The following is a 24,620-nucleotide window of genomic DNA, read 5'->3' as shown; positions in this document are numbered from 1 at the left end:
ATGAGCCGTTCCGTACTGGTCACGGGTGGCAACCGGGGCATCGGCCTGGCCATCGCGCGGGCCTTCGAGGAGGCCGGTGACAAGGTCGCCGTCACCTACCGCTCGGGAGAGCCGCCGGAGGGACTGTTCGGCGTGCGGTGCGACGTGACCGACAGCGCGTCGGTCGAGGCGGCCTTCGAGGAGGTCAAGGCCCAGCAGGGCGCCGTCCAGGTCCTGGTCGCCAACGCCGGGACCACCCGCGACAACCTGTTCATGGCCATGTCGGAGAAGGACTTCGCCGACGTCATCGACACCAACCTGATGGGCGCCGTCCGCGCCGCCCGGTGCGCGGTGACCGACATGGTCAAGGCCCGGTGGGGACGGATCATCCTCGTCGGCTCGACCACCGCCTTCTGGGGCTCGCCGGGAGTGACCAACTACTCGGCCTCCAAGGCGGCCATGGCGGGCTTCGCCCGCTCCCTGGCCTGGGAACTCGGCCCCAGGAAGATCACCGTGAACGTGGTGATGCCCGGTCTCGTCGAGACCGACATGGTGGCGGGGCTCTCCGAGCAGCACCGCGCGTACCTGCACAGCATCACGGCGCTGCGCCGCTCGGGCAGGCCCGAGGAGGTCGCCCCCGCGGTGCGGTTCCTGGCCAGCGACGAGGCCAGCTTCATCACCGGCGCCCTGCTGCCCGTCAGTGGCGGCTCCGGGCTCGGTTACTGACCCCCCACATGCACCTCGCACATCTGAGAAAGGCGGATCATGCCGGACGAGGTTGAGAAGATGCTGGCCCCTCTGGCGGAGGCGCCACCGACCGCAACCGAGGAGATCATCGAGATCGCCATCGGCATCGCCAAGGTGTTCGGTGAACTCGACGAGGAGGCGGCTCACCGTTACATCGCCCCCGACTTCATCGACCACGAGGCCTCGCCGGGCGTCGCGGGCGGCCCCGAGGGCTACCTGTCGACGGCCCGCTACATGCGCAACGCGTTCTCCGAGGCGACCTGGCAGGTCGACGACTTCATCTCCGAGGGCGACAAGTTCGCCTGCCGGGTGACCTTCAGCGGCAAGCACACCGGCGACTTCCTTGGCGTGGCGCCGACCGGCGCCGAGGTCAAGGTCCAGCACCTGCACTTCTACCGGATCGCCGACGGTAAGGCGGCCGAGCACTGGGGAGCCCGTGACGAGCTCACCCTGCTGCGTCAGATCGGACAGTTCACCCCCGAGTACGCCACCCCCGCGGACGCGGGCGCGGCGATCGGCCGTCAGGAGGTCTCGTCATGAAACTGCCGGGCAAGATGTTGACGCGCGCCGCCGTCGGTGTGGGCGCGCTCCTGCTGGCGATGGGCGGCCTGGTGCCCGGCGCCCAGGCGCAGAGCGCGGCGCAGAAGACCTTCCCGAACCTGCCCTCGCCCGCCGACTGGTCGATGGGCGGCCACGACAACTTCAACTCGAAGTCCAACCCCTTCGAGCGCAGGATCGGCACCTCGAACGCCGACAAGCTCGCCGTCAAGTGGACCTACACCGCGCACGGTGACACCTCGGCCATCCCGGCCGTGGTGGACGGCGCGGTCTACATCCCCGACTGGGGCGGCTACTTCTCCAAGCTCGACGCCAAGACCGGCGCGGTCATCTGGTCGCGCAAGGTCTCGGACTGGAACGGCATCGCCGGCGGCATCGTCAGGGCCAGCCCGACGGTGGTCGGCGGACGCATCTACGTCGGCGACCAGAACGGCCCGCAGGGCGGTCAGGGCGCGCACCTGCTCGCCGTCGACGCCACCACCGGCGACCTGATCTGGAAGACCACGCTCGACGAGCACTTCGCGGCCGTCCTCACCGGTTCGCCCACGCTCTACAACGGCGTCCTCTACCAGGGCGTCTCCTCCAAGGAGGCGGCCGTCGCGGGCCTGCCCGGCTACAAGTGCTGCACCTTCCGCGGCAGCGTGAACGCGGTCGACGCCAAGACCGGCAAGGTGCTGTGGAAGAAGTACACCGTCCCCGACAACGGCGGACAGCCCGGCGGCTTCAGCGGCGGTGGCGTGTGGAGCACCAGCCCCATGATCAACCCGACCAACCACACGGTCGTCGTCGGCACCGGGCAGAACCTCTCGGTCCCCAAGAGCGTGAGCGACTGCCAGAGCTCGGGCAAGCCCGCCTCCGAGTGCCAGCCGCCGGACAACCACATCGACCAGCTGCTCGCCCTCGACCTGCGCACCGGCGACATCAAGTGGCAGGCCGGCGACATCGTGTTCGACGCCTGGACGGTGGCCTGCGAGCCCAACTTCCCGCCGGAGAACTGCCCGCCCAACCACGGCGGTGACTACGACTTCGCCGAGGGCGGCCACCTGCTGACCATCCCCGGCCGGTTCGGCCTGCCGCGCATGGTCATCGGCGCCGGGCAGAAGAGCGGCGCCTACTGGCTGCTCGACGCCCGCACCGGCAAGACCATCTGGAAGACCCAGGTCGGCCCCGGCGGCGTGCACGGCGGCATCGAGTGGGGCAGCGCCACCGACGGCAAGCGCTTCTACGTCAGCAACGCCAACACCAGCCACGTCGCCTACACCCTGCCCAACGGGCAGACCACGACCAACGGCATCTTCGCCGCGCTCGACGCCCGCACCGGCAAGATCCTCTGGCAGATCGCCGACCCGTCGAACGCCGAGACCATGGGCGCGGTCACGACCGCCAACGGGGTCATGTACGCCGGCTCGATGAGCGGCCACATGTACGCCATCAACGGCGCCACCGGCGAGATCCTCTGGGACTACCTCGGTGAGGGTTCCTCCAACGCCGGGCCCGCCATCGTCGGCGGCACGGTCTTCTGGGGCAACGGTTACAACAACCGCTTCATCCAGGGCAAGGGCAGCACCACCTTCTACGCCTTCTCCGTGAACGGCCGCTGACACGGCTGAACCTCGGACAAGCGGCGCCGGGTCCTCATCCCCACCCGGCGCCGCTTTCCGCGTGCCGCGTCAGGAGCGTCTCCGGACGTGAAACGGGCCGGGCCACCTTCTCCAAGGTGGCCCGGCCCGTTCGCGTGCTCGGGAAGGTCAGAGCGGCGGCTGCCGTACGAGGTGGCGCAGCTCCTCGTGCAGCGGCTGCAGTGCCTCGGGCGGCAGGTCGCCCGCCTGGAAGAAGGCGATGCTGGTGGCCAGGCCGCCGAACCGCTCCCAGATCTTGGCCGCAGCCTCCTTGGGCTCGCCCACGATGGCGAACGTCTCCAGGATGTGGTCGTCGATCGCGTCGACCATCTCCGCCGCGCGGCCCGCGCCCGCCAGGCGGTACAGCTCGTCCTTCAGGCCGCCGAGCCCCTCCAGTTCCAGGACCGGGGCGTAGCTGGGGATGGAGGCGTAGTAGGCGATGGACTCCTTGGCCTGCCGTACGGCCGCGCTCAGCTCCTCCTCGGTGTTGCCGGTGGCCACGATCGGCGTCGCGTGCAGCTCGAAGCCGTCCATCGACTTGCCCGCGCCCTCCCGGGCCTCACGCAGTGCCGGGATCGTCACGTCCTCGAGCAGCCGCCGGGTGGAGATGATGTGGGCCAGGAAGCCGTCGGCCAGCTCGCCCGCGAGCTGCGTCATCATCGGGCCGACGCCGGCCACGAGGATGGGCGGCTCACCGTAGGGGTTGGGACCCGGGTTGAAGAAGGGGCTCATCACCGTGTGGCGGTAGAACTCGCCGCGGAACCTGATCCTGCCGTCGGTGGCGAAGCACTTCCAGATGGCGCGCAGCGCCAGGATGTACTCCCGCATGCGGGGCGCGGGCTTCGACCACGGCATGCTGAACCGCTTGGTGATGTGCGTCTGGAGCTGGGAGCCGATACCGAGGGCGAAACGCCCCTTGGAGACCAGCTGCAGGTCGTTGGCGAGCATCGCGGTGGTCATCGGGTTCCTGGCGAACACGACGGCCAGGCCGGTGCGGACGGCGACCCGTTCGGTCTTCAGCGCCGCGGCGGTCAGCCCGACGAACGGGTCGTGCTGCGTCTCGGACATCCACACCGAGTCGTATCCGAGTTCCTCGGCCCGCGCCGCCCTGTCCCCGTATGCGTCCGGTGGCACGGTGATTCCGTGAAAGTCAATCTTCACAGGTGCTGTCCCCTCGTAAAAGGCATATGCCACGATCAGACCACCGACCGTGCCGCCCGGCCATGCCTCCTAAGGAATAGGCGGATACCACCTAGGGGGAAGAAGCCTTCCTATGGCCCCCGATGAATGGACAGAATTTACAGATCTGAATCCCATAGGAAGGGTAAACGGATATGACGGCGGTCGAAGAACGAAAGGTCGAGACCGCGACGCGATCCATGCGCGCGTACGCCGAGGAGCTCGCCAGGATCCAGGAGAGCGTCCGGGTCGGCCCGGGGGACGAGGCGACCAGGCGGCAGCACGCCCGGGGCAAGATGACGGTCAGGGAGCGCCTGGGGCTGCTCCTGGACGACGGCTCCTTCACCGAGGTCGAGGGTCTGCGCAGGCATCGGGCGAGCGGCTTCGGCATGGAGGCCAAGCGGCCGTACGGCGACGGCGTGGTCACCGGGTGGGGGACCATCGAGGGCCGGACCGTGTTCGTCTACGCGCACGACTTCCGCATCTTCGGCGGGTCGCTCGGCGAGGCCCACGCCCAGAAGATCCACAAGATCATGGACATGGCCTACGCCGCGGGCGCCCCGCTGATCGGGCTCAACGACGGCGCGGGGGCCCGCATCCAGGAGGGGGTCACGGGCCTGGCGGGCTACGGGGGGATCTTCCAGCGCAGTGTCCGCGCCTCGGGCGTGATCCCGCAGATCAGCGTGATCATGGGGCCGTGCGCGGGCGGGGCCACCTACTCCCCGGCGCTCACCGACTTCATCTTCATGGTCCGCGACACCGCCCAGATGTTCATCACCGGCCCCGACGTCGTCGAGGCGGTCACCGGGGAGAAGGTCACCCACGAGGAACTGGGCGGCGCGGGGGTCCACGGCACGATGACCGGGGTCGCCACCTTCGTCAGCGACGACGAGATCTCCTGCCTGGAGGACGTGCGTCACCTGGTCTCGATGCTGCCGGCGAACAACCAGGAGTTCCCGCCGGAGGCCCTGGCGGACGACCCCGAGGAGCGGCTGTGCGAGGCGCTGCTGGACATCGTCCCCGCCGACCCGAACCGCCCCTACGACATGCGCGACGTCATCGCCGAGGTGATCGACCACGGTGAGCTGGTCGAGATCCACGAGGGCTGGGCGGCGAACATCGTCTGCGGCCTCGGTCGCATCGGAGGTCACGTCGTCGGCGTCGTCGCCAACCAGCCGATGTCGTTCGCGGGTGTGCTGGACATCTCCGCCTCGGAGAAGGCCGCCAGGTTCGTCCAGTTCTGCGATGCCTTCAACATCCCGATCGTGACCTTCGTCGACGTGCCCGGCTTCCTGCCCGGCACCGACCAGGAACACGGCGGCGTCATCAGGCACGGCGCCAAGCTGCTCTACGCCTACTGCAACGCCACGGTCCCCCGCGTCCAGGTCATCGTGCGCAAGGCGTACGGCGGCGCCTACATCGTGATGGACTCCCGTTCCATCGGCGCCGACCTGTCCTTCGCCTGGCCGAGCAACGAGATCGCGGTCATGGGCGCGGACGGGGCGGCCAACGTGATCTTCCGCAAGGACATCGCCGCCGCGCCCGACCCCGCTGCCAGGCGCGCCGAGCGCATCGCCGAGTACCGCGAACAGCTCATGCACCCCTACTACGCGGTCGAGCGCGGCCTGGTCGACGACATCATCGACCCCCGCGAGACCCGGATGGTCCTGGCCAGGTCGCTGGCCATGCTCAGTGGCAAGAGCGCGACCCTGCCGCAGCGCAAGCACGGCAACCCCCCGATGTGATGGGCGCCGAGATGAGTTCGGAAGACCCGCTGCTGGTCATGCGCGGCAAGCCCTCAGAGGAGGAGCTCGCCGCCGTGGTCGTCGCGTTCCTGGTGTCCCGGCGGCAGGCGCGGGACGGTGGCCGTCCGCCCGCCAGGAGACCGTTCTGGGTGGTAGGCCCCGCCTACCGGGTGCCGTCGCGCCCGGTTTCCCCGCAGACGCAATCCCCACAGACAGTGCCGTCCCAGACAGTGCCGTCACAGACGGCGCGGAGAGGCTGAGCCAGTGCGCAAGGTTCTGATAGCCAACCGTGGGGAGGTCGCGGTCCGGGTCGCGCGGGCCTGCCGCGACGAGGGGATCGGCAGCGTGGCCGTCTACGCCGAGCCCGACCGGGACGCGCTCCACGTCGCGCTCGCCGACGAGGCGTTCGCGCTGGGCGGGGAGACCGCCGCGGAGAGCTACCTGGACATCGGGAAGGTGGTCGAGGCCGCCATCAGGTCGGGGGCGGACGCCGTACACCCCGGGTGGGGCTTCCTCGCGGAGAACTCCGCCTTCGCCCAGGCCGTGATCGACGCCGGACTGACCTGGATCGGGCCGCCGCCCAAGGTGATCGACGACCTCGGGGACAAGGTCTCGGCCCGCAGGATCGCCATGGCCGCCGGAGCCCCGCTCGCCCCCGGCACCGACGGGCCGGTCAGCGGCCCCGAGGAACTGGCCGAGTTCGCCGGGCGGTACGGCCTGCCGGTCGCCATCAAGGCCGCCTTCGGCGGTGGAGGGCGGGGCCTGAAGGTCGCCAGGACCCTTGAGGACATCCCGGAGCTTTACGAGTCGGCGGTGCGGGAGGCGGTCGCGGCCTTCGGCCGGGGCGAGTGCTTCGCCGAACGCTATCTCGACCGGCCCCGGCACGTGGAGACGCAGTGCCTGGCCGACACGCACGGCAACGTGGTGGTGGTCTCCACCCGTGACTGCTCGCTGCAGCGCAGGCACCAGAAACTCGTCGAGGAGGCCCCGGCGCCGTTCCTCACCGAGGAGCAGAACCGCGTGCTGTACGAGGCGTCCAAGGCCATTCTGCGGGAGGCGGGCTACGTCGGGGCGGGCACCTGCGAGTTCCTGATCGGCAGTGACGGCATGATCTCCTTCCTTGAGGTCAACACCCGGCTGCAGGTCGAGCACCCGGTCAGCGAGGAGGTCACCGGCCTCGACCTGGTGCGTGAGCAGTTCCGCATCGCCAGGGGGGAGGCGCTCGGCTACGACGACCCGCCGGTGCGCGGGCACTCCATCGAGTTCCGCCTCAACGGGGAGGACCCGGGCCGCAACTTCCTGCCGAGCCCGGGAACCATCACCGGCTGGCGTCCCCCCTCGGGACCCGGCGTGCGCCTGGACTCGGGGGCGGAGAACGGGACGGTGCTCTGGCGGGCCTTCGACTCGCTGCTGGCCAAGCTCGTCGTCACCGGCGCCGACCGCACCCAGGCGCTCGAACGGGCCCGCCGAGCGCTGGCCGAGTTCACGGTCGAGGGGCTGCCGACCACGCTGTCCTTCCACCGGGTCGTGGTCGAGGAACCGGCCTTCCAGGGCGAGGACGGGGCCTTCACGGTCCACACCCAGTGGATCGAGACGGAGTTCCGCGGCGGCATCGAGCCGTACCCGGAGATCCCCGCCGCCGCGACGCCGCACGCGAAGGGAGAGCCCGTCGTCGTCGAGGTGGACGGGCGCCGGGTCGAGATCGTGATCCCGGCCGGGTTCGCCGCCCCCGCCGCCCATCCCGCGACCGGCCCCGCCACGGCCAGGCGCCCCCGCAGGCAGGCGGCGAAGGGCGGCGGTACGGCGGGCGGGGCGGACGCCGTGACCAGCCCGATGCAGGGCACGATCGTCAAGGTCGCGGTCGGCAACGGCGACCGGGTCGCGACCGGGGACCTCATCGTGGTGCTTGAGGCGATGAAGATGGAGCAGCCGCTCTTCGCCCACAAGGCGGGCACCGTCGCCCAGCTCGACATGGGGGTGGGGGACGCTGTCACCGGTGGGCACGTCCTGTGTCTCCTGCACGACTGAACGGTCCGATCAGGACGGGTGTGTGCCGGTTCCGTCTCTCGCCGCGCCGCCACAGGTGCCGCCGTAGAGTGGGCGGGGCCCTTCGGCCCTCCCCTACGGAGAGGTCTGCATCCATGGAACGTGAACTGACGCTGATGGCCGTCCACGCGCACCCCGACGACGAGGTGCTCGGGACGGGTGGCGTCTTCGCCAGATACGCCGAGGAGGGCATCCGTACCGTCCTGGTCACCTGCACCAACGGTGAGCAGGGCGACGGGCCCGGCGGGGTGAAGCCCGGGGAGCCCGGGCACGACGAGGCGGCCGTCAGGGCGCGGCGGCTTGAGGAACTGAACGACTCGGTGGCCCACCTCGGGATCGAGCACGTCGAGTTGCTCGGCTACCGCGACTCGGGCATGGACGGCTGGGAGGGCAACCAGGCGAAGGACGCCTTCGCCAACGTGTCCTTCGAGGAGGCGGTCGGCAGGCTCGCCGCGTTGATGGAGCGCTACCGGCCGCAGGTCGTGGTCACCTATGACGAGAACGGCAACTACGGTCATCCCGATCACATCCAGGCCAACCGCATCGCCCTGGCCGCGGCCGAGGCGACCGGCATCCCGGACAAGCTCTACTACACCGCCGTGCCCAGGGAGCGCATCGCCGAGATGTTCGCCGCCCTGCGCGCGGCCGGTGCCGCCGAGATACAGGATCTGCCCGAGGACTTCGGCACCCCCGAGGAACTCATCACCACCGTCGTGGACGTCGCGCCGTACGTCGAACGCAAGCGCAAGGCCCTGCAGGCGCACGCCAGCCAGGGGGACAGCATCTTCCTGCTGCGCATGCCGGAGGAGGTCCAGCACAGGGCGCTGTCCTACGAGGCCTTCGTCCGTCACTTCAGCCGGGTGACCGCCGCCGCCGAGCGTGAGGACGACCTCTTCGACGGTCTCCGCGAGGCGTGAGCAGTTGACCTCAACATTGGTTGAGATTGCAGATTGGAGGTCCGCACCGGCGAGTGACTGAGTGAAGGAGTGTGCGATGAGGGTTGTGGCCGTCACCGAGTTCGGCGGGCCCGAGGTGCTCAAGGTGGTCGACCTGCCGACCCCGCAGGCCGGGCCCGGCCAGGTCAGGGTCAGGGTGAAGGCGGCGGGTGTGCAGCCGTTCGACGTGGCCGTACGGCAGGGCTGGCTGCCCGCCGGGGCCACGGCCGACCTGCCCAGGGTGCCCGGCAACGAGTTCTCCGGCGTCGTGGACCAGGTGGGACCGGGGGCCGACGGGGTGGCCGTCGGCGACGAGGTGCTGGGGTTCAGCCTGCTGAACTGCTACGCCGAGTACGTCGTCGTCCCCGCAGAGAACGTCACGGCGAAGCCGGAGAACATGCCCTGGGAGGTGGCGGGCGGCTTCACCGCCGGGACGCAGACCGCCTACATCGCCCTCAGGCAGCTCGGGGTCGGACAGGGGGACACCGTCCTGGTCCACGCCGCGGCGGGCGCGGTCGGCACCGCCGCGGTACAGCTCGCCAGGCTGTGGGGCGCCACGACGGTGATCGGCACCGCGCGGCAGGAGAACCACGACTACCTGCGCGCCCTCGGCGCCGTCCCGGTCGTCTACGGCGAGGGCCTGCTCGACCGGGTGCGCGAACTGGCCCCCGGCGGGGTCGACCTCGTCCTGGACGGCGCGGGCGGCGACGCCCTCGACGTCTCACTGAGCCTGGTGCCGGGGGAGCGGATCATCACGCTGGTCGAGCACGAAAAGGCGGAGAGCCTCGGCGTCCAGCTGACCAAGGGGGTGCGCCTGGCCTCCAGGCTCGCCGAGCTCGCCGAGCTGTACGCCAAGGGGGAGCTGACCTTCCCGGTGCGCGTGACCTACCCGCTGGACCGGGCGGCGGACGCCCACCGCGAGGTCGAGGGACGCCACGGTCAGGGCAAGGTCGTCCTGGTGACAGGGTGAATACCCGCGCGATGTAGCCGCACGGAAGGTGTTTTTAGTAAGGTTTCTTGTTAATAACGTGCTATCCGTCGGCCGTTGGACATGTCCTGCCTCCATCCCCCCATTCAGGAGGAGTCCACGTGCATCTGCGAAACAAGGCGGTGGCCGGTGCCACCGCGCTCACTTTGGGAACCGTGCTCGCGCTGATCCCGGCGACCGCGGCCGACGCCCACGGCAGCATGTCGAACCCACCGAGCCGCGTCTACCTCTGCAAGAACGAGGGGCCGGAGACACCCAAGTCCGAGGCCTGCAAGGCGGCTGTCGCGGCCGGTGGGACCCAGGCCATCTACGACTGGAACGAGGTCTCCCTGCTGGAGGCCGGCGGTAACCACCGCGCGCTCATCCCGGACGGCAAACTCTGCAGCGCGGGCCGCGAGAAGTATCGCGGCCTCGACCTCCCCAGGGCCGACTGGCCCGCGACGCAGGTCTCACCGGGGCCGCTGGAGATCACCTACCACGCCACGGCCCCCCACGGCGGGAGCAACTTCGAGTTCTACATCACCAAGCAGAGCTGGGACCCCACCAAGCCGCTGAAGTGGTCGGACCTGGAGCCCCTCAAGACGTTCAACAACCAGAACCCTGTCACGTTCACCAAGTGGACGCTCAACCTCCCGCAGCGTACGGGCCGCCAGCTCATCTACTCGATCTGGCAGCGCGTCCTGTACAGCAACGAGGCCTTCTACACCTGCTCCGACGTGGACTTCGGTGGTGGGACCAACCCCTCACCCACCCCGACCGTGACGCCCACGGTCACCCCCACCGTGACGCCGACGGTGACGCCGACCGTCACCCCCACGGTGACTCCGACGAAGCAGGAGGGCGCCTGGACCTCGGGCACCTCCTACACCGCGGGCGCGACCGTGACCTACAACGGTTCGACCTACCGTTGCCTGCAGTCGCACACCGCGCTGCCCGGCTGGGAGCCGCCGAACGTCCCCTCTCTGTGGCAGCGGGTCTGACCTCGTCGGACCGGGCCTGATCCTGCCGGGTGGGGCGGTCTCGCCGCCCCGCCCGGGCACCCCCCCAACAGGAGTTCCCCATGTTGAAACGCGTCGTCCCGCTCGTGCTGAGCGCCGTTCTCCTCGCGGGCTGCGGCTCACGCAGCCTCCAGGAACTGCAGGGCGGTGGCCAGCTGACGGTCGGGGCCGCCGCCAGCGCGGCACCCGGACTCGTCGCGGGCCCTGACTTCAACCCGGCCGATGTGATGTTCCTGCAGATGATGCTGCCGCACGACGCCCAGGGGGCGAAGCTGGCGAAGCTCGCCGCAGGCCGGAACATCAGCGAGAACGCCAAGGTCCTGGCCGCGGCGATCGCCACCACCCAGGACGCGGAGGTGACGATGATGACCGGCTGGCTGAAGGGCTGGAAGCGTCCCACGGCCGCTCCGGCGGGCGCGCACTCCGGTCACGGAGGCCACGGGCTGAGCGACGCCCAGATCCGGATGATCTCGAAGTCCCCGGACTCCGAGTTCGAGAAGCGGTTCCTCAACGCGCTGATCTCCCAGCAGGACGACGCCATCCAGATGGCCAAGGTGGAGAAGATGGCCGGTCAGAACGCCGAGACCAAGGCGCTGGCGGACCGGATCGAGGCCTCGCGTACCGCGCAGATCGACCAGATGAAGGCGATCGTCGGCACGTGACCGGCGGGTGACCGCGTTGTCCGTCGGCAGATGATCGGGTTGTCGGCGGACCTTCGCTGTGCCATATTTCCTACTAAACCTACTGGAATTTGGGGGAAGTATGCGCAGACTGCTGGGAGTCGTGACCGGGCTGATCCTGGCCGGAACCCTCACCGCGTGCGGCGGATCACAGACGACCACGTCCGCGGCCTCGACCGGCGGCGGATCGTCGCCGAAGGCCGACGCGCCGCTCAAGGTCGGCGTGAACCCCGTGCCCCACGGTCAGATCCTGAAGTTCGTCAAGGACACCCTCGCCGCCAAGGCCGGGCTGAACCTGGAGATCGTCGAGTTCACCGACTACGTGCAGCCGAACGTCCAACTCGACGAGGGACGGCTCGACGCCAACTACTTCCAGCACGTCCCCTACCTTGAGGAGTTCTCCAAGGGCAAGGGCGTCACCCTGAGCTGGGTCGCCCCGGTCCACATCGAGCCGCTCGGGCTGTACTCCAAGAAGATCGACGACATCGCCAAGCTGGCCAAGGGGGCCCAGGTCGCGCTGCCCAACGACGCGAGCAACCTGGGCCGCTCGCTCAAACTCCTCGCCGACAACGGGGTGATCACCCTCAAGGAGGGCGTGGGTGTCAAGGCCACCGAACGCGACGTGGCGGCGAACCCCAAGGAGCTGCGGTTCAGGCCGCTTGAGGCCGCCCAGTTGCCCCGCTCGCTCCAGGACGTGGACGCCGCGGTCGTCAACGGCAACTACGCCCTCGAAGCCGGGCTCCAGCCCGCGACCGACTCGCTGATCCTGGAGAAGGGCGAGGGCAACCCCTACGCCAACGGCCTGGTCACCGTCCCCGCCAAGGTCGGCGACCCCCGCGTCAGGAAGCTCGCCGAACTGCTCCAGGGCCCCGAGGTGAAGAAGTACATCCAGGACACCTACAAGGGCGCCGTCCTGCCGGCCGTACCGTAACGCTCACCTCCCCGGGTACGGCCGCACGACGCGGGGACGTTTGAGATCCGTACGGGGGATAGGGGATGGGGCGTTGGTTCAAAGGAGGGAACCCCCATGACCATCGCAGGTGGCATCATCCTCATCATGCTCGGCGCCATCCTCACCTGGGCGGTCGAGTTCGACATCGCGGGGCTCGACATCAACGTCGTCGGGGCCGTCCTGATGATCGGCGGCCTCGTGTGGCTGCTGTTCGCGATCTACCGGGTCAGGATCGCCCGCAGGGCGGTCGCGCCGACCACCACCGTGGTCGAGGAGGACCCGGTGACCCACCGTCGCGTCTACCAGGAGCGTCCCTACGACGACCCGCCGGTCGTGTGACGGCGCTTCCACGCCCCCGTCAGGTCATGGCGGGGGCGCTCGAATGTCTTTCTCAAGGAGAGGGTGAACGATGAGCAGGATCGTTTCCCGAGGGGCGGGCGTCGTGAGCGGAATGCTCGGCGGCGCCGTCGCGGGGGTCGTCTTCAAGCAGGTCTGGAAGCTCCTCGCGGGCACGGATGAGGCGCCCCAGGCGACCTCGGACGAGTACGGCTGGGGCGAGGTCCTGGCCGCGGCGGCCATCCAGGGGGCCATCTTCGGTGTGGTCAAGGCCGCCATCGACCGCTCGGCGACCAGGAGCGTGCACCGGGCCATCGGCGGATAGCCGTACGGCCTTCCCTTTCGTTTCCTGTCGCGTCGCGTGTTGAGTAGTTTGAGGAACGACAGGGAAGGGGTGGCGTGGTGTCGCGGCAGCCGTACACGGTTGAGCAGGTGGCCGACCTGCTCGGTCTGCACGTCAAGACGGTGCGTGGCTACGTGCGGGACGGCCGGCTGAGGGCGACGCGCATCGGCAGGCGGTACCGCGTCGCGCGGGAGGACCTTGAGGCGTTCACCGGGCAGCCGGTCGAGCCGCCGGCCGCTGAGACCGCCGGGACCGCCACGCGCTCCCGCCGCGTCGAGGTGTCCTGTGTCGTACAGGTCGACGCGATCGGCGTCGAGGAGACGATGCGGCTGAGCAACACCCTCATCGCCCTGGCCACCGGGGGCACCCACGACGACGGGCGGCTGCGCGTCGAGACGATCTACGACGAGGAACGGGCCAGCCTGAAGATCATCATTCTGGGCGGGGCGGAGAGCGGCGCCGAGATCCTCAGGGTGATCACCACGCTGGCGGGGGAGCGGACGTGACCGTGGGTCACTCCTCGTCGGCGGGCAGGGCGAACAGCCTGACGAACATGGGGCGCGCGTCCGGCGGGGCGTCCTCGGCCGGGCGGTTGTACTTCATCAGCAGCGCGATGTAGGCCTCGAAGAACTCCTCGAACTCCTCCAGAGTCATCCGCCCGAGGCCGCGTGAGAGCTTGGCCCACCGGGGGTCGCGCAGGTAGGCGGAGGGGAAGCGCTCGAACAGCTCGCGGTCCTCCGCGAGGTTGGCCCGGTGGAACTCGTTCAGCACGAGCCGGTCCTCCGGGGCGAGCTCCCCGGGCGCCGGCAGCCGGATGTCCCTGAGCGCCTGGGTCCTGCGCCACCAGCGCTCCCTGCCGGTCGAGCGTTCCGGGATCTCCTCGATGAACCCCGCCTTCTCCAGCTGGCGCAGGTGGTAGCTGGTCGTGCCGGTCTTGGCGTCGAGCAGCTCGCCGAGCGTGGTCGAGGTCGCGGGGCCGTGCACGCTGAGGTGCCGCAGCATGAGTCGCCGCATGGGGTGGGCCAGGGCCTTGAGCCTCACCGGGTCGAGCATCGGCGGCTTCTCATCCTTCATGATGATCAGTCTACTCCCGCAGAAGGAAATCTGCAGAGAACTCTTTGCAGAGGTTTCTCTGCAAAGTATGTTCGGCATATGCGAAGAATCCTCCTGACGGCGGCGGTTCTCAGCCTGCTCGCCGTCCCCGCGACCGCCCCCGTGGCGACGGCCGCGTCCCCGCCCGCCGTACCCTCCGACCTGACATCCGTCGAGGTGAGCTTCCGTGGCGCCGGGGGACTCGCCATGCACGGCACGATCATCACCAAACCCGCCGAGACCGACAGGACCAACGACAAGACCACCGGTGAGCCCGCCGCGGGGGCTGGGCTCACCGGTGGTACGGCGGGAGCCGGACGCCCCGGCGTCGTCCTGGTGCACGGCGCGGGCACGGGGACGCCGCGCACGAAGCTGCTGGGCGAGGCCGTCGAGTTCGCCCGCCGGGGCATGGCCGTGCTGATCTACGACAAGCGGTCGACGGGCTACTCGCTCGTCCACCGGTCCTATCCGCAGCTCGCCGATGACGCGCTCGGCGCCGTGGCGACGTTGCGCTCCCAGCCGGGCGTCGATCCGGCGAAAGTCGGCATCTGGGGGCTCAGCGAAGGCGGCTGGGTCGCCCCGATCGCCGCCTCCCGGTCCAAGGACATCGCCTTCGTCGTGCTCGTCGGCGCCAACGGGCTGCCGCCGCTGCGGCAGCAGACCTGGGCCGTGGCCGCCGGACTGCGCAAGGCCGGGGTCACGGGCTCACTGATCGACCGGGCCGAGCTGAACCTCTACCGGACGATCGCCGACGGCGGCATGTTCCCCGAGCCCTACTACGACCCCGCGCCGACCCTGGCCGCGGTCCGCCAGCCGGTGCTCGCCATCTGGGGCACCCACGACCTGCTGACCCCACCGCAGGAGAGCCCGCCGGTGTTCTCCCGGGCGCTCGGGGAGGGCGGCAACCGGTACTACACGGCCCGGTTCTTCCCCGACGCCGACCACGCCGCCCACCTGACCCCCGACGGGGGCGTCACCCGGCTGCCCGAGCTCGCCCCCGGCTACGCCGACCTGGTCGGCTCCTGGGTCGGGGAGGTCACGGCGGGCAGGCCACCTGCGACGAGTTCCTCGGGCCCGGCCCCCGTCCAGGCCTCGCTGACCGTGCCGGTCGACCCTCCCGCCTGGTGGGAGTCGGCGCCCGCGCAGCTCGTGGCGCTGGCGCTGTTCCTGGTCGCCTTCGTCTCCTACCCGGTGGCCGCGCTGGTACGGCGCCTGCGCGGCCGGTCGAGGGCCCCGGTGACCAGGGCGGTGTGGCTGCTCAGCGCGGGCGGTCTCGTCTCGGTCATCGGCTCGTTCTGCTACCTGGTCTATCTGATGATGACCGGCGGGAAACTGGCCGCCCCCGGCCCCGTACTGCTCGGCCGCCCGCTGATCTGGCTGGCGCTGCAGGCCGTCGCGGTCGTCTCGGTCGTCGCGACGGTCCGCCTCGCCGTGGCCTGGCGCCGTACCCGGGACTCCGTCGGCGGAGGGCAGCTCGGCCTGCTGCTGGCCGGCGGCGCGGTGTTCGTCCCGTGGGCCCTCTACTGGGGCCTGCTGCTGCCCTGACGGCCGGCCCTGAAGGCCGACACGGGCGGCCGGCACAGGCGGTACGGCTCAGCGCCTGGCCCGGTGCACGGCCGTCGCGGCGGCGGCCCCACCGGCCAGGGCGAGGGCGGCCAGCCCGCGATGCCGGGACAGCCAGGCCTGGACGCTGTGCGGACGGGCGCGCTTGTCGAAGACACCGTGGGCGCCGTAGTCCCGTTCCTCGTCCGCGGGCTCCCACAGGTTGGCCACGTCGGTGGGGAACAGCGACTCGGTCTGCTGGCTTCTCCGTCCGGTGCGGGCCAGGAAACGGTCTATCAGCCCGGGGGCCAGGCGCTCTCCGAGCAGGGTCATCGCCGTCGAGGCGCCGACCCAGTACTCCCGCCGCCGTGGGTGCTCGGCGGCGAAGACGAGCGCCTTGGCGGCGACCTCGGGCTGGTAGATCGGGGGGACGGGCTGCGGATGATGTCTGAGCCTGGACAACACCCAGGAGAACTGCGGGGTGTTCAGCGCGGGAAGCTGCACCATGGTGATCTGGACGCCGCTTCCCTCGCCCATCAGTTCGGTCCTGACCGACTCGGTGAACCCCTTGATCGCGTGCTTTGCCCCGCAGTAGGCGGACTGCAGGGGAATGCCGCGGTAGGCGAGCGCGGACCCGGCCTGGACGATCACCCCCCGGTTCCTGGGGCGCATCAGGTCGAGCGCCACCCGCGTCCCCCAGACGTAACCGAGGTAGGTGACCGCGGTCGTCCGCTCGTACTCCTCGGGCGTGATCTCGGTGAAGGGGGCGAAGACCGAGGAGAAGGCCACGTTGATCCAGACGTCGATCGGCCCCATCTCCTGCTCGACGCGCTCGGCGGCCTGCCTGACCTGCCGGTGGTCGGCGACGTCCGCCTCGTAGACCAGCCCGGTGCCTCCCGCGGCGCCCACGTCGGCCGCCGCGGAGCCCAGGCCGGCCGTCCCCCTGGCGATCAGCGCGACGGACGCGCCCCGCGCGCCGTACTCCTGGGCCACCGCCCTGCCGACCCCGCCACTCGCACCGGTCACGACCACGACCTTGTTCTTCACGGTGTCCTCCATGGTTGCCTCCTTCGCCGGTTCAGGCGCCTCCCGTACCCGAACGGCCACCGACCATGCCCTCGTCCTGGATCACCGCACGTTTCGCGGGGGCTTTCCCGGGAACGCGAGGTTTTTCGGAGGAAAGGAGTTCGACGATGGAGGCTCCGCAGTACGTCGCAGCGCGTGTGCAACGCGCACTGGCCGAGGACGACAGGACCAACGAGCTCGGCATCCGGGTCGACGTCCGGGGCGGACAGCTCTTCCTGCGCGGGCAGGTCTCCGGCGACGAACGCCGAACGCTCATCGCCGACGTGGCCCACGAGGCGGCCCCGGAGCTGACGCTCCGCAACGAGATCACCGTCCTCGACGTCAGGGGCCCGGGGGAGGAGGAACGGCTGTGAGGCAACTGCGCATCGCGGCTGTGGGAGACGTCCACCTGGACGAAAGGCTCAGGGGGAGTTACCGCAAGCGCCTTGACGACGTCGAGCAACACGCGGACGTGCTGCTGCTCGCCGGTGACCTGACCCGGCACGGCACTCTGGAGGAGGCGGCCGTGGTCACCGACGAGTTCCGTGACCTGCCGGTCCCGGTGGTCGCCGTGCTCGGCAACCACGACCACCACTCCGACCGCCCCGCCGAGATCGCGGCCATGCTGTCCGACGCGGGGATCACGGTCCTGCACGACGACGCGACCGTGCTCGACATCGACGGCGTACGGCTGGGCGTCGCCGGTGGCAAGGGCTTCGGCGGAGGATACGCGGGCAAGTGCGCCAGCGACTTCGGAGAGCCCGAGATCAAGGCCTTCGTGGGACACACCAAGCGGATCGCGGAACGCTGGCGGGTGGCGCTCAAGGAACTGCAGGCCGACCGCAGAGTCGTGCTGTCCCACTACTCCCCGGTCAAGGACACCCTCGCCGGGGAACCCCTGGAGATCTACCCCTTCCTCGGCAGCTACCTGCTGGCCGAGGCCGTGGACGCCGAGGGCGCCGACCTGATCGTCCACGGGCACGCGCACGCGGGCACGGAGAAGGGTGTGACCCCCGGCGGCATCAGAGTGCGCAACGTCGCGCTGCCGGTGCTCGGCCGGGCCTACGGGGTCTACTGCCTGTAGGGCCCGAGAAGCGGCGGGCCGGACGAATCCGGCCCGCCAGGGCTTCCAGGCGCCTGCACGGCGTTCGGCGTGCGGCGTCGAAGATGGTGCGGGCGAGGCCCGCATCAGACGTTGAAGATGCTCACACCTCCGGGGCCGACGAGGAATCCGAGGACGATGAGCACGATCCCCCACAGGAGGTCGCGACGGGCCAGGATCACATAGATCCCGGAGATGACGAGAACGACTGCGATGATCCAAAGCAAGGTAGCCATAACGGGCCCCTGCCCTCACGATTCATCACATAACATCCCTGGTCCTGTGAAGATCGATGATCGGCTGGAGAATCCAGAACCACGCGCTGGACAGCGCCACGGCGCCGCCGAACAGTACGGCGGGCCAGGCGTTGATCACGGTCTCGGCCACCAGGGCGACCGAACTGGTCATCGCGATCGCCAGCCCGACGGCCCCGGCGATGCCCAGCTTGTTGGCCCGGTGCAGCATCTTCTCCTTCAGCGGGGTGCGGAACAGCAGGCGGTGCTGCGCGGCGGGGGTGATGAACAGTACGGAGGCCAGCGCGGCGCTCAGCAGCGAGATGAAGAACAGCCAGCGCCCCTCGTCCTCAAGCTTGTGGAAACCGGCGGCGAACGGAAGCGTCAGCAGGAAGGCGAACAGGACCTGCACTCCGGTCACGGCGACCCTGAGGCCCTGAAGCAGCTCGCCCAGCTCCCGGTCCACCCGCTCCTTGCGCGTCTCGTCGGTCTCCGGTTCCTCGACGTGGTCTTGTCCGGGGTCGTTCATTCAGGACTCCTTGAGCGTGGAACCCCTATACGGACGATTCCCAGCCGGCCGCCGACCTCCTCGGCGGACGGCCGACGGCGAAGCGGTTCGTAGGGGTAAGGCTTAAGAGGGCGCTTTACCCTGGACCAGGTTTGCTATGCCTATCTGGGGATTCATGGGGTACCCGGGGGATATGGGAAGTCACGGCCACGAGGTGACCGACGCCATCCTGGAAACGCTGAAGCGAGCCAGCAGCGGTCTCAAGGACGCGGGCGTCAGGTTCGCGCTGGCGGGGGGATGCGCCGCCTACGCGCGTGGCGCCGCTCCCTCGTTGCACGACGTGGATTTCGTCCTGCCCCAGCAGGATGTGCCCGCCGCTCTGGAGGCCCTGGGAGGCCTGGGGTTCGAGACGGCCAAGCCCCCGGAGGACTGGCTGGTCAAGGCCTATGACGAGGGCAGGCTGGTGGACCTGATCTTCAGCGTCTGCGACCACCCTGTCACCTCCCGGCTGCTGGAGCGCGCGGAGCCGATGAAGGCCTCCGCCGTGATCGTGCCCGTCCTTGAGGCGACCGACCTGGTCATCACCTGGCTGCTTCCGCTGTCGGAGCACGGCTGTGACTACGGTTCGCTGCTGCCCCAGGTCAGGGCGTTGCGCGAGCAGGTCGACTGGGGACGTGTGGCGGCCGTCACGGGGAACTCGCCGTACGCGCTCACCTTCCTGACCCTCCTGGAACGGCTCGGCGTACTGGAGGGTCCCGTCAGCCCGGCGGGAGACCCCTCCTGGCCCTGACCTTCGGGGTTCCTGGAGACCGGGTTCTGAGGACGGCTCTTTCTGAGGACGGCTCCCGAGGCGTTCTCAGAAGGCCGGGATCGGTCACCGCCCCCGGAACGCGGCGAGGGCCCCGCCTCGAAGCGGGGCCCTCGCCGTGCGTGACGTCGCGGAAGGGGTCAGTAGACGCCCGTCCCGCCGTAGGGGAAGCGGCCGTAGTACTCACCGACCGTGTCGCGGTAGACCGGCTCCTTGAAGTTCGCCTCGTCGAACTCGGGAGCGTTCTTGATCTCTTCCTTGGTGCGCGAGACGTGGACCCGGCGCTCCTGAGGGTCGATCCGGGTCACCGTACCGGCGGGAAGCAGGACCTTCTTTCCGAAGATCCACGGTCCGGTGTCGACGACGATGTAGCTCTCACCGACCTCGTAGGTCGCCTCGTCGACCGAGCCGATCTTCCCGTCGGTGGCCTCCACGTGATAGCCCGCGATGTCGAGACTCTGGTTGACGTCGTAGGCGTCAGCGCGATAGCTCCACAGTTCAGGCTGCATGTTTCTCTCCTTTGGTGTGGTTCGTCGGCCTCCTCCCGCTACCCCGGCTGAGATCTCCAAACGGTCACGACCCCCACGCATTCCACGATCAAGGCCATGGCCTGGGGCTGAGCGACGAAAAATTATGAAATGGCTGTCATCTCATGGCATGGGATGACAGTTGGGTTGTGTCGCTCCGTGTCCCAAGCACGGTCTCTCGTCCGGTAGTCTTGTCGAAGCCAAGCGCCGCTAGCTCAGTTGGTTAGAGCAGCTGACTCTTAATCAGCGGGTCCGGGGTTCGAGTCCCTGGCGGCGCACAGCGGAGGAAACCCCAGGTCGGCACGCCCGGCCTGGGGTTTTCTCGTCCGGTGACCACCGAGGGGGGACCGCCCGTGGAGCTCCGGCCCGTCGTCGAGGCCGATCTGGACGCCTTCGACCTGGCCTTCCAGAGCGAGGAGGGGGCGACGCCGTACCAGTGGTTCGGGTTCACCCCGACGGTCGCACTGCGGGAGGCCCTGCGCACCCGAGGGCTCCTGGCCGGGGCGGACAACATGCTCGCCGTCACCGTGAACGGCGAGCTGGCCGGGCGGGTCGAGTGGCTGGAGCGCCGCTGGGGGCGCCGCGACACCTCGCTGTGCTGGGAGATCGCCATCGGCCTGCTGCCGTCCTGGCGGGGGCGCGGCATCGGAACCCTGGCCCAGCGGGAGCTCGTCCGCTACCTGTTCACCCACACCAGGGTCGAGCGCGTCCAGGCGACGACCGACCCGGAGAACCTGGCCGAGATCCGCTGCCTGGAGAAGATCGGCTTCCAGCAGGAGGGCCGCGTACGGCGAGCCCAGTGGCGAGGCGGCCGCTGGCACGACCAACTCCTCTTCTCCCTCCTCCGCGACGAACTCCACACGGAGCCTCGTGACGAGGCCGACCGGACGATCGGCGGCTGAGCGAAGTCGTCCTCAGACCGGCAGGCTTCGCCAGGGTGGGGTGGGCAGGCTGGGCTCGTACTCGGCGTCCCACAGGTGCGCGAGCACCAGCATCCCGACCTGCAGGTCACCCGCGTCCAGCATCGGCAGATGCTTGCGCATGATCTGCTGGACCGGCCGGTGACGAACCTGTTCCTCCAGGGAGGAGTGGAACTGCTCGGCGTCCCCCTGGGAGCGGTGGGCGACGATCGGCAGGACGTCGGTCAGGTGCCCCGCCCGGTACAGCGCGATCTGGATCTCCCAGTCCTCGGACGCGGGGAAGCGCCGGTCGTATCCGCCGACCCCCTGTAACACCTCCTTGCGGTACATGCCCGTCGCCCTGCCGTGCGTGTGCATGAACAGGCTCAGCTCAGGGATGAACCCGGCGGGGGCGTAGGTGCTGTGGAGCAGGCCGGTGTACTGGGTGTAACCGACGACGTAGGCCAGGTCGGGATTGCCGTCGAGAGCTCTGCGCGCCGCGTCGAGGAAACCGGGCCTGATCGTGTCGTCGGCGTCGAGCGGCACCACGTAGTCGCCGCGGCCGTGCCGGATCCCGGCGTTGCGGGCGGCGCTGAGTCCCTGACCCTCCTGGCTGACCTTGACCACGCCGTTCAGCCCGTCGAACAACCTGCTCGTCGCCAGGTCCGCAGAACCGTCGTTCACCACCACGATCTCGGCCTCCGGCAGGTCGCGGCGGACCGAGGCGACGGCCTCGTGAACCCGCTGTTCGTGGTCGAACAGCGGGATGACCACGGAGACACGTCCCCGGGGAGCGTCCCCGGTTCGCAGGACGGTCCCGGCGTACCGGCGTACGTATCCGGCGGCCCAGCGGGCGAAGACCTCCGAGGGCGTCCCCGCGACGGTCCCGGTGAGCGGCTCCAGGTCGACCGTCTCGATCGTGGCGTCCTGGAACAGCCCCAGGAGCCTGCGGGCCCGCACGACCGTCAGGGCCAGCGCGGCGCAGCCGACGAAGGTCAGCGTGACGGGCTGCGACTGCCAGTCGTGGGCGAGCAGGGTCTCGAAGACGCGGTCGGCGTCGGCCTGCTCCCGGCACAGGTAACGGTGGCCGGGGTTGGGGTCGACGAGCTCGGCGATCCGCACCCCGGGGTCGATCCCGACGGTGTCCGGAATCAGCCACGGGTCGAGCAGCAGGCGGAGCCGTCTGCCCGCCGCCGCCCGCCGGTTGGCCAGCCGTACGGCCCTGCGCACGCCGGACAGCCCGGCGGCGCCGGTCGAGCACACGATGACCTGGAGAGGTTCACCGCCGGGCATGACGCCTCCCCGGTGCGCTCCCCGCAGGACGCGACCGGTCGTTCCCCGGCCCCGTGTCGCCGATGGACACGGCCGCCCCCCGGCGACCACCTCCGCCCGGAAAACGCTCAGGAAACTCCAAGGAACGTCCCCGAACCTCCGGGGAGCGACTCGTCCCGCGAGAAACCTGTTTTCCCGGCGGCCCCGGCCTTCTTCCAGTGCCTTTGTCGTCTCGGCTGAACCGAGTTTCCCCCACACCGGCCTCCCACGCCTGGTCGTCTAAGGGAATGAAGCCCCGAAGCACAGTCGAACGCAGTCTTGCAGCACGCTCGCCAAAGCGGAAGTGTTCGGTGTCAGGCCTTTCATCTTCGGCGCTCCAGGCATCCGGCGGGCGGGGCCGGGCGCCCCTCGCGGATCTCGCCATTCGGCGTATTCACCGAGCGGCAACGCTGTGAACTGGGAATTCTCCGGGCATCCAAAGCCGCTTCCCGGAGCGGAAGCGGACAGGGCACGTCCTGTCACCGAGAGAAAGCAGGAATGGTGGAAAGTTCTCACCGGTGCCGTACGGTGCTTCCCGTATGAATTTCGCCCGGCCTTTTCCCGCCTTTCTCCGCCTGGGCGGGGGAACTTCCCGACAACCGCCGACGCCGTACGGCCGGGTCTGGACCGGTGTTCAAACGAAGCGGCCGCAGGGCATTTCGGAGGACCGTGACCGGACGCGGTCGCGGGCATTCTCGCGACGCGTCGTCACCGCTTTGCGCGGAGAAAGCCCAGGGGAGACCGCGCTCCGGCCGGAGATCCCCTGGTTCCCACCCGTCACCTGCGGCCCACGAGTAGTCTGTCCGTGACCATTCGCGTACTCTCCGTGTCCATTGTGCGGCGGTGCGCCAACCCGTCGCAGGAAACGGCCAAGCAGGCCGTCGGGCCCAGCCGAGGGAGGCTGCGCGTGAGAATCGAAGGCTCCGCGGTGCTCACCACCACGCCGGGAGAGGCGCTGAGCGACGAGGCGATCGACCACGTCCTGCACGCCCTGACCGAGGCGGCCTGTCAGGTCGAGGCCGACTACGTGGCGGCCGTGCGGCTCAGGCAGGAGCTGTACGAGAGCGACGAGCGCGGTTCGCGGCTGCGCGCCACCCAGACGTGGCCCCCGGCGGGTCTCAGGATCGACCCGCTTGAGTCACTGGGCGCCCGGCGGACGCTCCTCGCCGAGGAGACGGCGGAGAAACTGGAGGACGCGGTGACCGTCTTCGCCGCGTGGTACGCCGACGTGGCCGCCTGCGCCGTGGTCGCCCAGCTGGTGGGGACGGGCCTGACCCCCGTCCGCGTCGCGGCGGCCGACCCCTACACCCACATGGACGAACGGCAGCTGGCGCTGCTGCCCGCCATCTCCGAGACGGACCGCGAGCTCGCCGAACTGGCCGTGTGGATGGACGAGGGCCTGACCGACGTACGGCCGGGCGACCGCGGTCCGGCACCGGTCGGCGGTCGTGACTTCGCCGCGGAGCTGGGCATGGTCGTCCGGCGAACCCCCGACGGCAGGCCCGTGCTCGTCCAGGACGGGTGGACGGAGGCACGACGGCGGCGTCTGTGGGGCCGGATGTGGCTCGACCACCAGATGCCCCTCCTGCCGCCCACCGGCGAGCTCGTCCACGCTCTGGACAGGGCCGGAGCCGCCCCCGGCACGGTCGAGGAGATCAGGCAGGCCTCCCAGGCCGTGGACGCGGCCCTCGGCGCCAGGATGCGCGCCCACGAACTGAACGCGCGGATGGAATCCGTCCCCCTGGGGGAGGGGCTGGCCGACAGCGTCGCCGAACTCGACGCCGAGGCGGTGCTGCTGTGGAGACAGGCCGACGAGCTTCCCCACCTGCTCATCGCCTACGCCCGGGTCCTGACCGGCAACCTCCCCCGGCTACGCCTGCTCAGGCGAGCCTAGGGCTCGAAGCCCGGATCAGCGCCTCACCGGCCTTTCGCCGCCCAAGCCGCGTTCCGGCTTCATAAGAGACGCCTGCGTCGCCTCCCGGGTTCTGGGAGAGGATCAGCGAGGTCCGGCCGCCCGATGTGCTGGACGAAGAACCGTTCGACATATGCTCAGGGCTTTCCTGACAGGGGGGAACCGGAGGCCGCGGCGGACCGAACCGTTCGCGATCCACCCTGCCGGTCTCTCGCCAGGGGACGGGGAGCGGCGGGGCCGCTTGGGCTCCCCGGTTCTGTCGGTGCGGTGGAATATGGTCCATGGCATGTGCCGGAGCATCAAAACCCTTCGGGAGCCCTACGCCAGTGACGTGACCGACGAGGACGTGCGGGCAGCCGCGCTCCAGTACGTCCGCAAGGTCTCCGGGTTCCGATCCCCGTCCGCCCGTAACGCCGAGGCCTTCGACAGGGCGGTCGAGGCCGTCGCCGCCGCGACGCAGGCCCTTCTCGAAGACCTGCAACTGGGGCGTCTTCCTCGGACCTGACTCCGTCGTGC

28 protein-coding genes and 1 tRNA gene are annotated in these 24,620 nt (G+C 69.8%); 22 read left to right on the top strand and 7 right to left on the bottom strand.

The genetic code is table 11. The annotated features are described in order from the left end of the window. The 3 genes from fabG to ABZ470_RS01685 are packed head-to-tail and all read left to right on the top strand — an operon-like array spanning position 1 to position 2,885. Entirely contained in the window at positions 1 to 705 is a 705-nt protein-coding gene (fabG, locus tag ABZ470_RS01695) for a 3-oxoacyl-ACP reductase FabG (protein ID WP_352010358.1), read from the top strand. Positions 706 to 744: 39 nt separating this feature from the next. After that, positions 745 to 1,266 carry an ester cyclase gene (locus ABZ470_RS01690; protein ID WP_362909321.1) on the top strand — a complete coding sequence of 174 codons (522 nt, stop codon included), beginning with the start codon at positions 745 to 747 and terminating at the stop codon, positions 1,264 to 1,266. Beyond that, positions 1,263 to 2,885, top strand: coding sequence for a PQQ-binding-like beta-propeller repeat protein (locus ABZ470_RS01685; protein ID WP_352010360.1), 1,623 nt, complete (start codon positions 1,263 to 1,265; stop codon positions 2,883 to 2,885). The genes ABZ470_RS01690 and ABZ470_RS01685 overlap by 4 nt, the downstream gene beginning before the upstream one ends. A 147-nt stretch (positions 2,886 to 3,032) precedes the next feature. On the opposite strand, the gene ABZ470_RS01680 is transcribed toward ABZ470_RS01685, so the two are convergent. Beyond that, on the bottom strand, positions 3,033 to 4,037 hold the full coding sequence (locus ABZ470_RS01680; RefSeq protein WP_362909319.1) for a TIGR03617 family F420-dependent LLM class oxidoreductase: 1,005 nt from the start codon (positions 4,035 to 4,037) through the stop codon (positions 3,033 to 3,035). A 200-nt stretch (positions 4,038 to 4,237) separates the two neighbouring features. Between ABZ470_RS01680 and ABZ470_RS01675 the strand changes: the two genes are divergently transcribed. From ABZ470_RS01675 to ABZ470_RS01625, 11 genes are all read left to right on the top strand, one after another. Then, positions 4,238 to 5,827 (top strand): acyl-CoA carboxylase subunit beta, encoded by a 1,590-nt coding sequence (locus tag ABZ470_RS01675; RefSeq protein ID WP_362909317.1) that lies wholly within the window; start codon positions 4,238 to 4,240, stop codon positions 5,825 to 5,827. Positions 5,828 to 5,838: 11 nt separating this feature from the next. Further along, positions 5,839 to 6,087 carry an acyl-CoA carboxylase epsilon subunit gene (locus tag ABZ470_RS01670; RefSeq protein WP_362909315.1) on the top strand — a complete coding sequence of 83 codons (249 nt, stop codon included), beginning with the start codon at positions 5,839 to 5,841 and terminating at the stop codon, positions 6,085 to 6,087. 4 nt (positions 6,088 to 6,091) lie between these two features. After that, the gene (locus ABZ470_RS01665) at positions 6,092 to 7,855 is read left to right on the top strand and encodes a biotin carboxylase N-terminal domain-containing protein (protein WP_362909313.1); all 1,764 of its coding nucleotides are present in this window, start codon (positions 6,092 to 6,094) and stop codon (positions 7,853 to 7,855) included. A 113-nt stretch (positions 7,856 to 7,968) separates the two neighbouring features. After that, positions 7,969 to 8,790: a PIG-L family deacetylase gene (locus ABZ470_RS01660; protein ID WP_352010365.1), complete on the top strand. Its 822-nt coding sequence runs from the start codon at positions 7,969 to 7,971 to the stop codon at positions 8,788 to 8,790. A gap of 76 nt (positions 8,791 to 8,866) precedes the next feature. Next, positions 8,867 to 9,778 (top strand): NADP-dependent oxidoreductase, encoded by a 912-nt coding sequence (locus tag ABZ470_RS01655; protein ID WP_362909311.1) that lies wholly within the window; start codon positions 8,867 to 8,869, stop codon positions 9,776 to 9,778. Positions 9,779 to 9,897: 119 nt separating this feature from the next. Continuing rightward, positions 9,898 to 10,776 (top strand): lytic polysaccharide monooxygenase, encoded by an 879-nt coding sequence (locus tag ABZ470_RS01650; RefSeq protein WP_362909309.1) that lies wholly within the window; start codon positions 9,898 to 9,900, stop codon positions 10,774 to 10,776. An 80-nt stretch (positions 10,777 to 10,856) separates the two neighbouring features. Beyond that, entirely contained in the window at positions 10,857 to 11,456 is a 600-nt protein-coding gene (locus ABZ470_RS01645) for a DUF305 domain-containing protein (RefSeq protein WP_352010368.1), read from the top strand. A gap of 100 nt (positions 11,457 to 11,556) precedes the next feature. After that, complete coding sequence (locus ABZ470_RS01640; protein ID WP_362909307.1) at positions 11,557 to 12,405, top strand: MetQ/NlpA family ABC transporter substrate-binding protein; 849 nt, start codon at positions 11,557 to 11,559, stop codon at positions 12,403 to 12,405. Positions 12,406 to 12,501: 96 nt separating this feature from the next. Beyond that, the gene (locus tag ABZ470_RS01635; protein ID WP_352010370.1) at positions 12,502 to 12,765 is read left to right on the top strand and encodes a DUF6458 family protein; all 264 of its coding nucleotides are present in this window, start codon (positions 12,502 to 12,504) and stop codon (positions 12,763 to 12,765) included. Positions 12,766 to 12,835: 70 nt separating this feature from the next. After that, on the top strand, positions 12,836 to 13,087 hold the full coding sequence (locus ABZ470_RS01630) for a DUF4235 domain-containing protein (RefSeq protein ID WP_352010371.1): 252 nt from the start codon (positions 12,836 to 12,838) through the stop codon (positions 13,085 to 13,087). A gap of 74 nt (positions 13,088 to 13,161) precedes the next feature. Next, positions 13,162 to 13,611, top strand: a complete 450-nt coding sequence (locus ABZ470_RS01625) for a helix-turn-helix domain-containing protein (RefSeq protein WP_362909305.1) — start codon at positions 13,162 to 13,164, stop codon at positions 13,609 to 13,611. A 7-nt stretch (positions 13,612 to 13,618) separates the two neighbouring features. Here ABZ470_RS01625 and ABZ470_RS01620 read toward each other — a convergent pair whose 3' ends face one another. After that, complete coding sequence (locus ABZ470_RS01620) at positions 13,619 to 14,179, bottom strand: helix-turn-helix domain-containing protein (protein ID WP_362909303.1); 561 nt, start codon at positions 14,177 to 14,179, stop codon at positions 13,619 to 13,621. Positions 14,180 to 14,257: 78 nt separating this feature from the next. On the opposite strand from ABZ470_RS01620, the gene ABZ470_RS01615 reads away from it, so the two are divergent. After that, entirely contained in the window at positions 14,258 to 15,742 is a 1,485-nt protein-coding gene (locus ABZ470_RS01615; protein WP_362909301.1) for a prolyl oligopeptidase family serine peptidase, read from the top strand. Between the two features lie 48 nt (positions 15,743 to 15,790). Here the strand turns inward: ABZ470_RS01615 and ABZ470_RS01610 are convergent, their stop codons facing one another. Continuing rightward, positions 15,791 to 16,798, bottom strand: coding sequence for an SDR family oxidoreductase (locus ABZ470_RS01610; RefSeq protein ID WP_362909299.1), 1,008 nt, complete (start codon positions 16,796 to 16,798; stop codon positions 15,791 to 15,793). A 134-nt stretch (positions 16,799 to 16,932) separates the two neighbouring features. Here ABZ470_RS01610 and ABZ470_RS01605 point away from each other — a divergent pair, with 134 nt between their 5' ends. Both ABZ470_RS01605 and ABZ470_RS01600 read left to right on the top strand, forming a co-directional pair. Then, positions 16,933 to 17,178, top strand: coding sequence for a BON domain-containing protein (locus ABZ470_RS01605; RefSeq protein WP_352010376.1), 246 nt, complete (start codon positions 16,933 to 16,935; stop codon positions 17,176 to 17,178). Further along, positions 17,175 to 17,888: a metallophosphoesterase gene (locus ABZ470_RS01600; RefSeq protein ID WP_352010377.1), complete on the top strand. Its 714-nt coding sequence runs from the start codon at positions 17,175 to 17,177 to the stop codon at positions 17,886 to 17,888. The genes ABZ470_RS01605 and ABZ470_RS01600 overlap by 4 nt, the downstream gene beginning before the upstream one ends. 104 nt (positions 17,889 to 17,992) lie before the next feature. Here ABZ470_RS01600 and ABZ470_RS01595 read toward each other — a convergent pair whose 3' ends face one another. After that, positions 17,993 to 18,142 carry a GPGG-motif small membrane protein gene (locus ABZ470_RS01595; RefSeq protein WP_184719841.1) on the bottom strand — a complete coding sequence of 50 codons (150 nt, stop codon included), beginning with the start codon at positions 18,140 to 18,142 and terminating at the stop codon, positions 17,993 to 17,995. 25 nt (positions 18,143 to 18,167) lie between these two features. Further along, positions 18,168 to 18,668, bottom strand: a complete 501-nt coding sequence (locus tag ABZ470_RS01590) for a DUF6328 family protein (RefSeq protein WP_352010378.1) — start codon at positions 18,666 to 18,668, stop codon at positions 18,168 to 18,170. A gap of 172 nt (positions 18,669 to 18,840) precedes the next feature. Between ABZ470_RS01590 and ABZ470_RS01585 the strand changes: the two genes are divergently transcribed. Continuing rightward, positions 18,841 to 19,437: a hypothetical protein gene (locus ABZ470_RS01585; protein ID WP_362773967.1), complete on the top strand. Its 597-nt coding sequence runs from the start codon at positions 18,841 to 18,843 to the stop codon at positions 19,435 to 19,437. Between the two features lie 158 nt (positions 19,438 to 19,595). Here the strand turns inward: ABZ470_RS01585 and ABZ470_RS01580 are convergent, their stop codons facing one another. Next, complete coding sequence (locus ABZ470_RS01580) at positions 19,596 to 19,964, bottom strand: PRC-barrel domain-containing protein (RefSeq protein ID WP_352010380.1); 369 nt, start codon at positions 19,962 to 19,964, stop codon at positions 19,596 to 19,598. A 222-nt stretch (positions 19,965 to 20,186) separates the two neighbouring features. Here ABZ470_RS01580 and ABZ470_RS01575 point away from each other — a divergent pair. Continuing rightward, positions 20,187 to 20,260, top strand: a tRNA-Lys gene (locus ABZ470_RS01575). A 75-nt stretch (positions 20,261 to 20,335) separates the two neighbouring features. Further along, on the top strand, positions 20,336 to 20,884 hold the full coding sequence (locus tag ABZ470_RS01570) for a GNAT family protein (RefSeq protein WP_362909297.1): 549 nt from the start codon (positions 20,336 to 20,338) through the stop codon (positions 20,882 to 20,884). Positions 20,885 to 20,896: 12 nt separating this feature from the next. On the opposite strand, the gene ABZ470_RS01565 is transcribed toward ABZ470_RS01570, so the two are convergent. Continuing rightward, the gene (locus ABZ470_RS01565; protein WP_362909295.1) at positions 20,897 to 22,174 is read right to left on the bottom strand and encodes a glycosyltransferase family A protein; all 1,278 of its coding nucleotides are present in this window, start codon (positions 22,172 to 22,174) and stop codon (positions 20,897 to 20,899) included. A 925-nt stretch (positions 22,175 to 23,099) separates the two neighbouring features. On the opposite strand from ABZ470_RS01565, the gene ABZ470_RS01560 reads away from it, so the two are divergent. Then, positions 23,100 to 24,086, top strand: coding sequence for a hypothetical protein (locus tag ABZ470_RS01560; protein WP_362909293.1), 987 nt, complete (start codon positions 23,100 to 23,102; stop codon positions 24,084 to 24,086). A 304-nt stretch (positions 24,087 to 24,390) separates the two neighbouring features. Beyond that, positions 24,391 to 24,609, top strand: a complete 219-nt coding sequence (locus ABZ470_RS01555) for a DUF2277 domain-containing protein (RefSeq protein WP_352010387.1) — start codon at positions 24,391 to 24,393, stop codon at positions 24,607 to 24,609. Positions 24,610 to 24,620: the final 11 nt, after the last annotated feature.

It is taken from the genome of Streptosporangium sp. NPDC020072, assembly GCF_040631445.1.
Lineage (GTDB): Bacteria > Actinomycetota > Actinomycetes > Streptosporangiales > Streptosporangiaceae > Streptosporangium.
The sequence above is the reverse complement of the archived record's forward strand: the minus strand, read 5'-3'. Positions and strand labels throughout refer to the sequence as shown.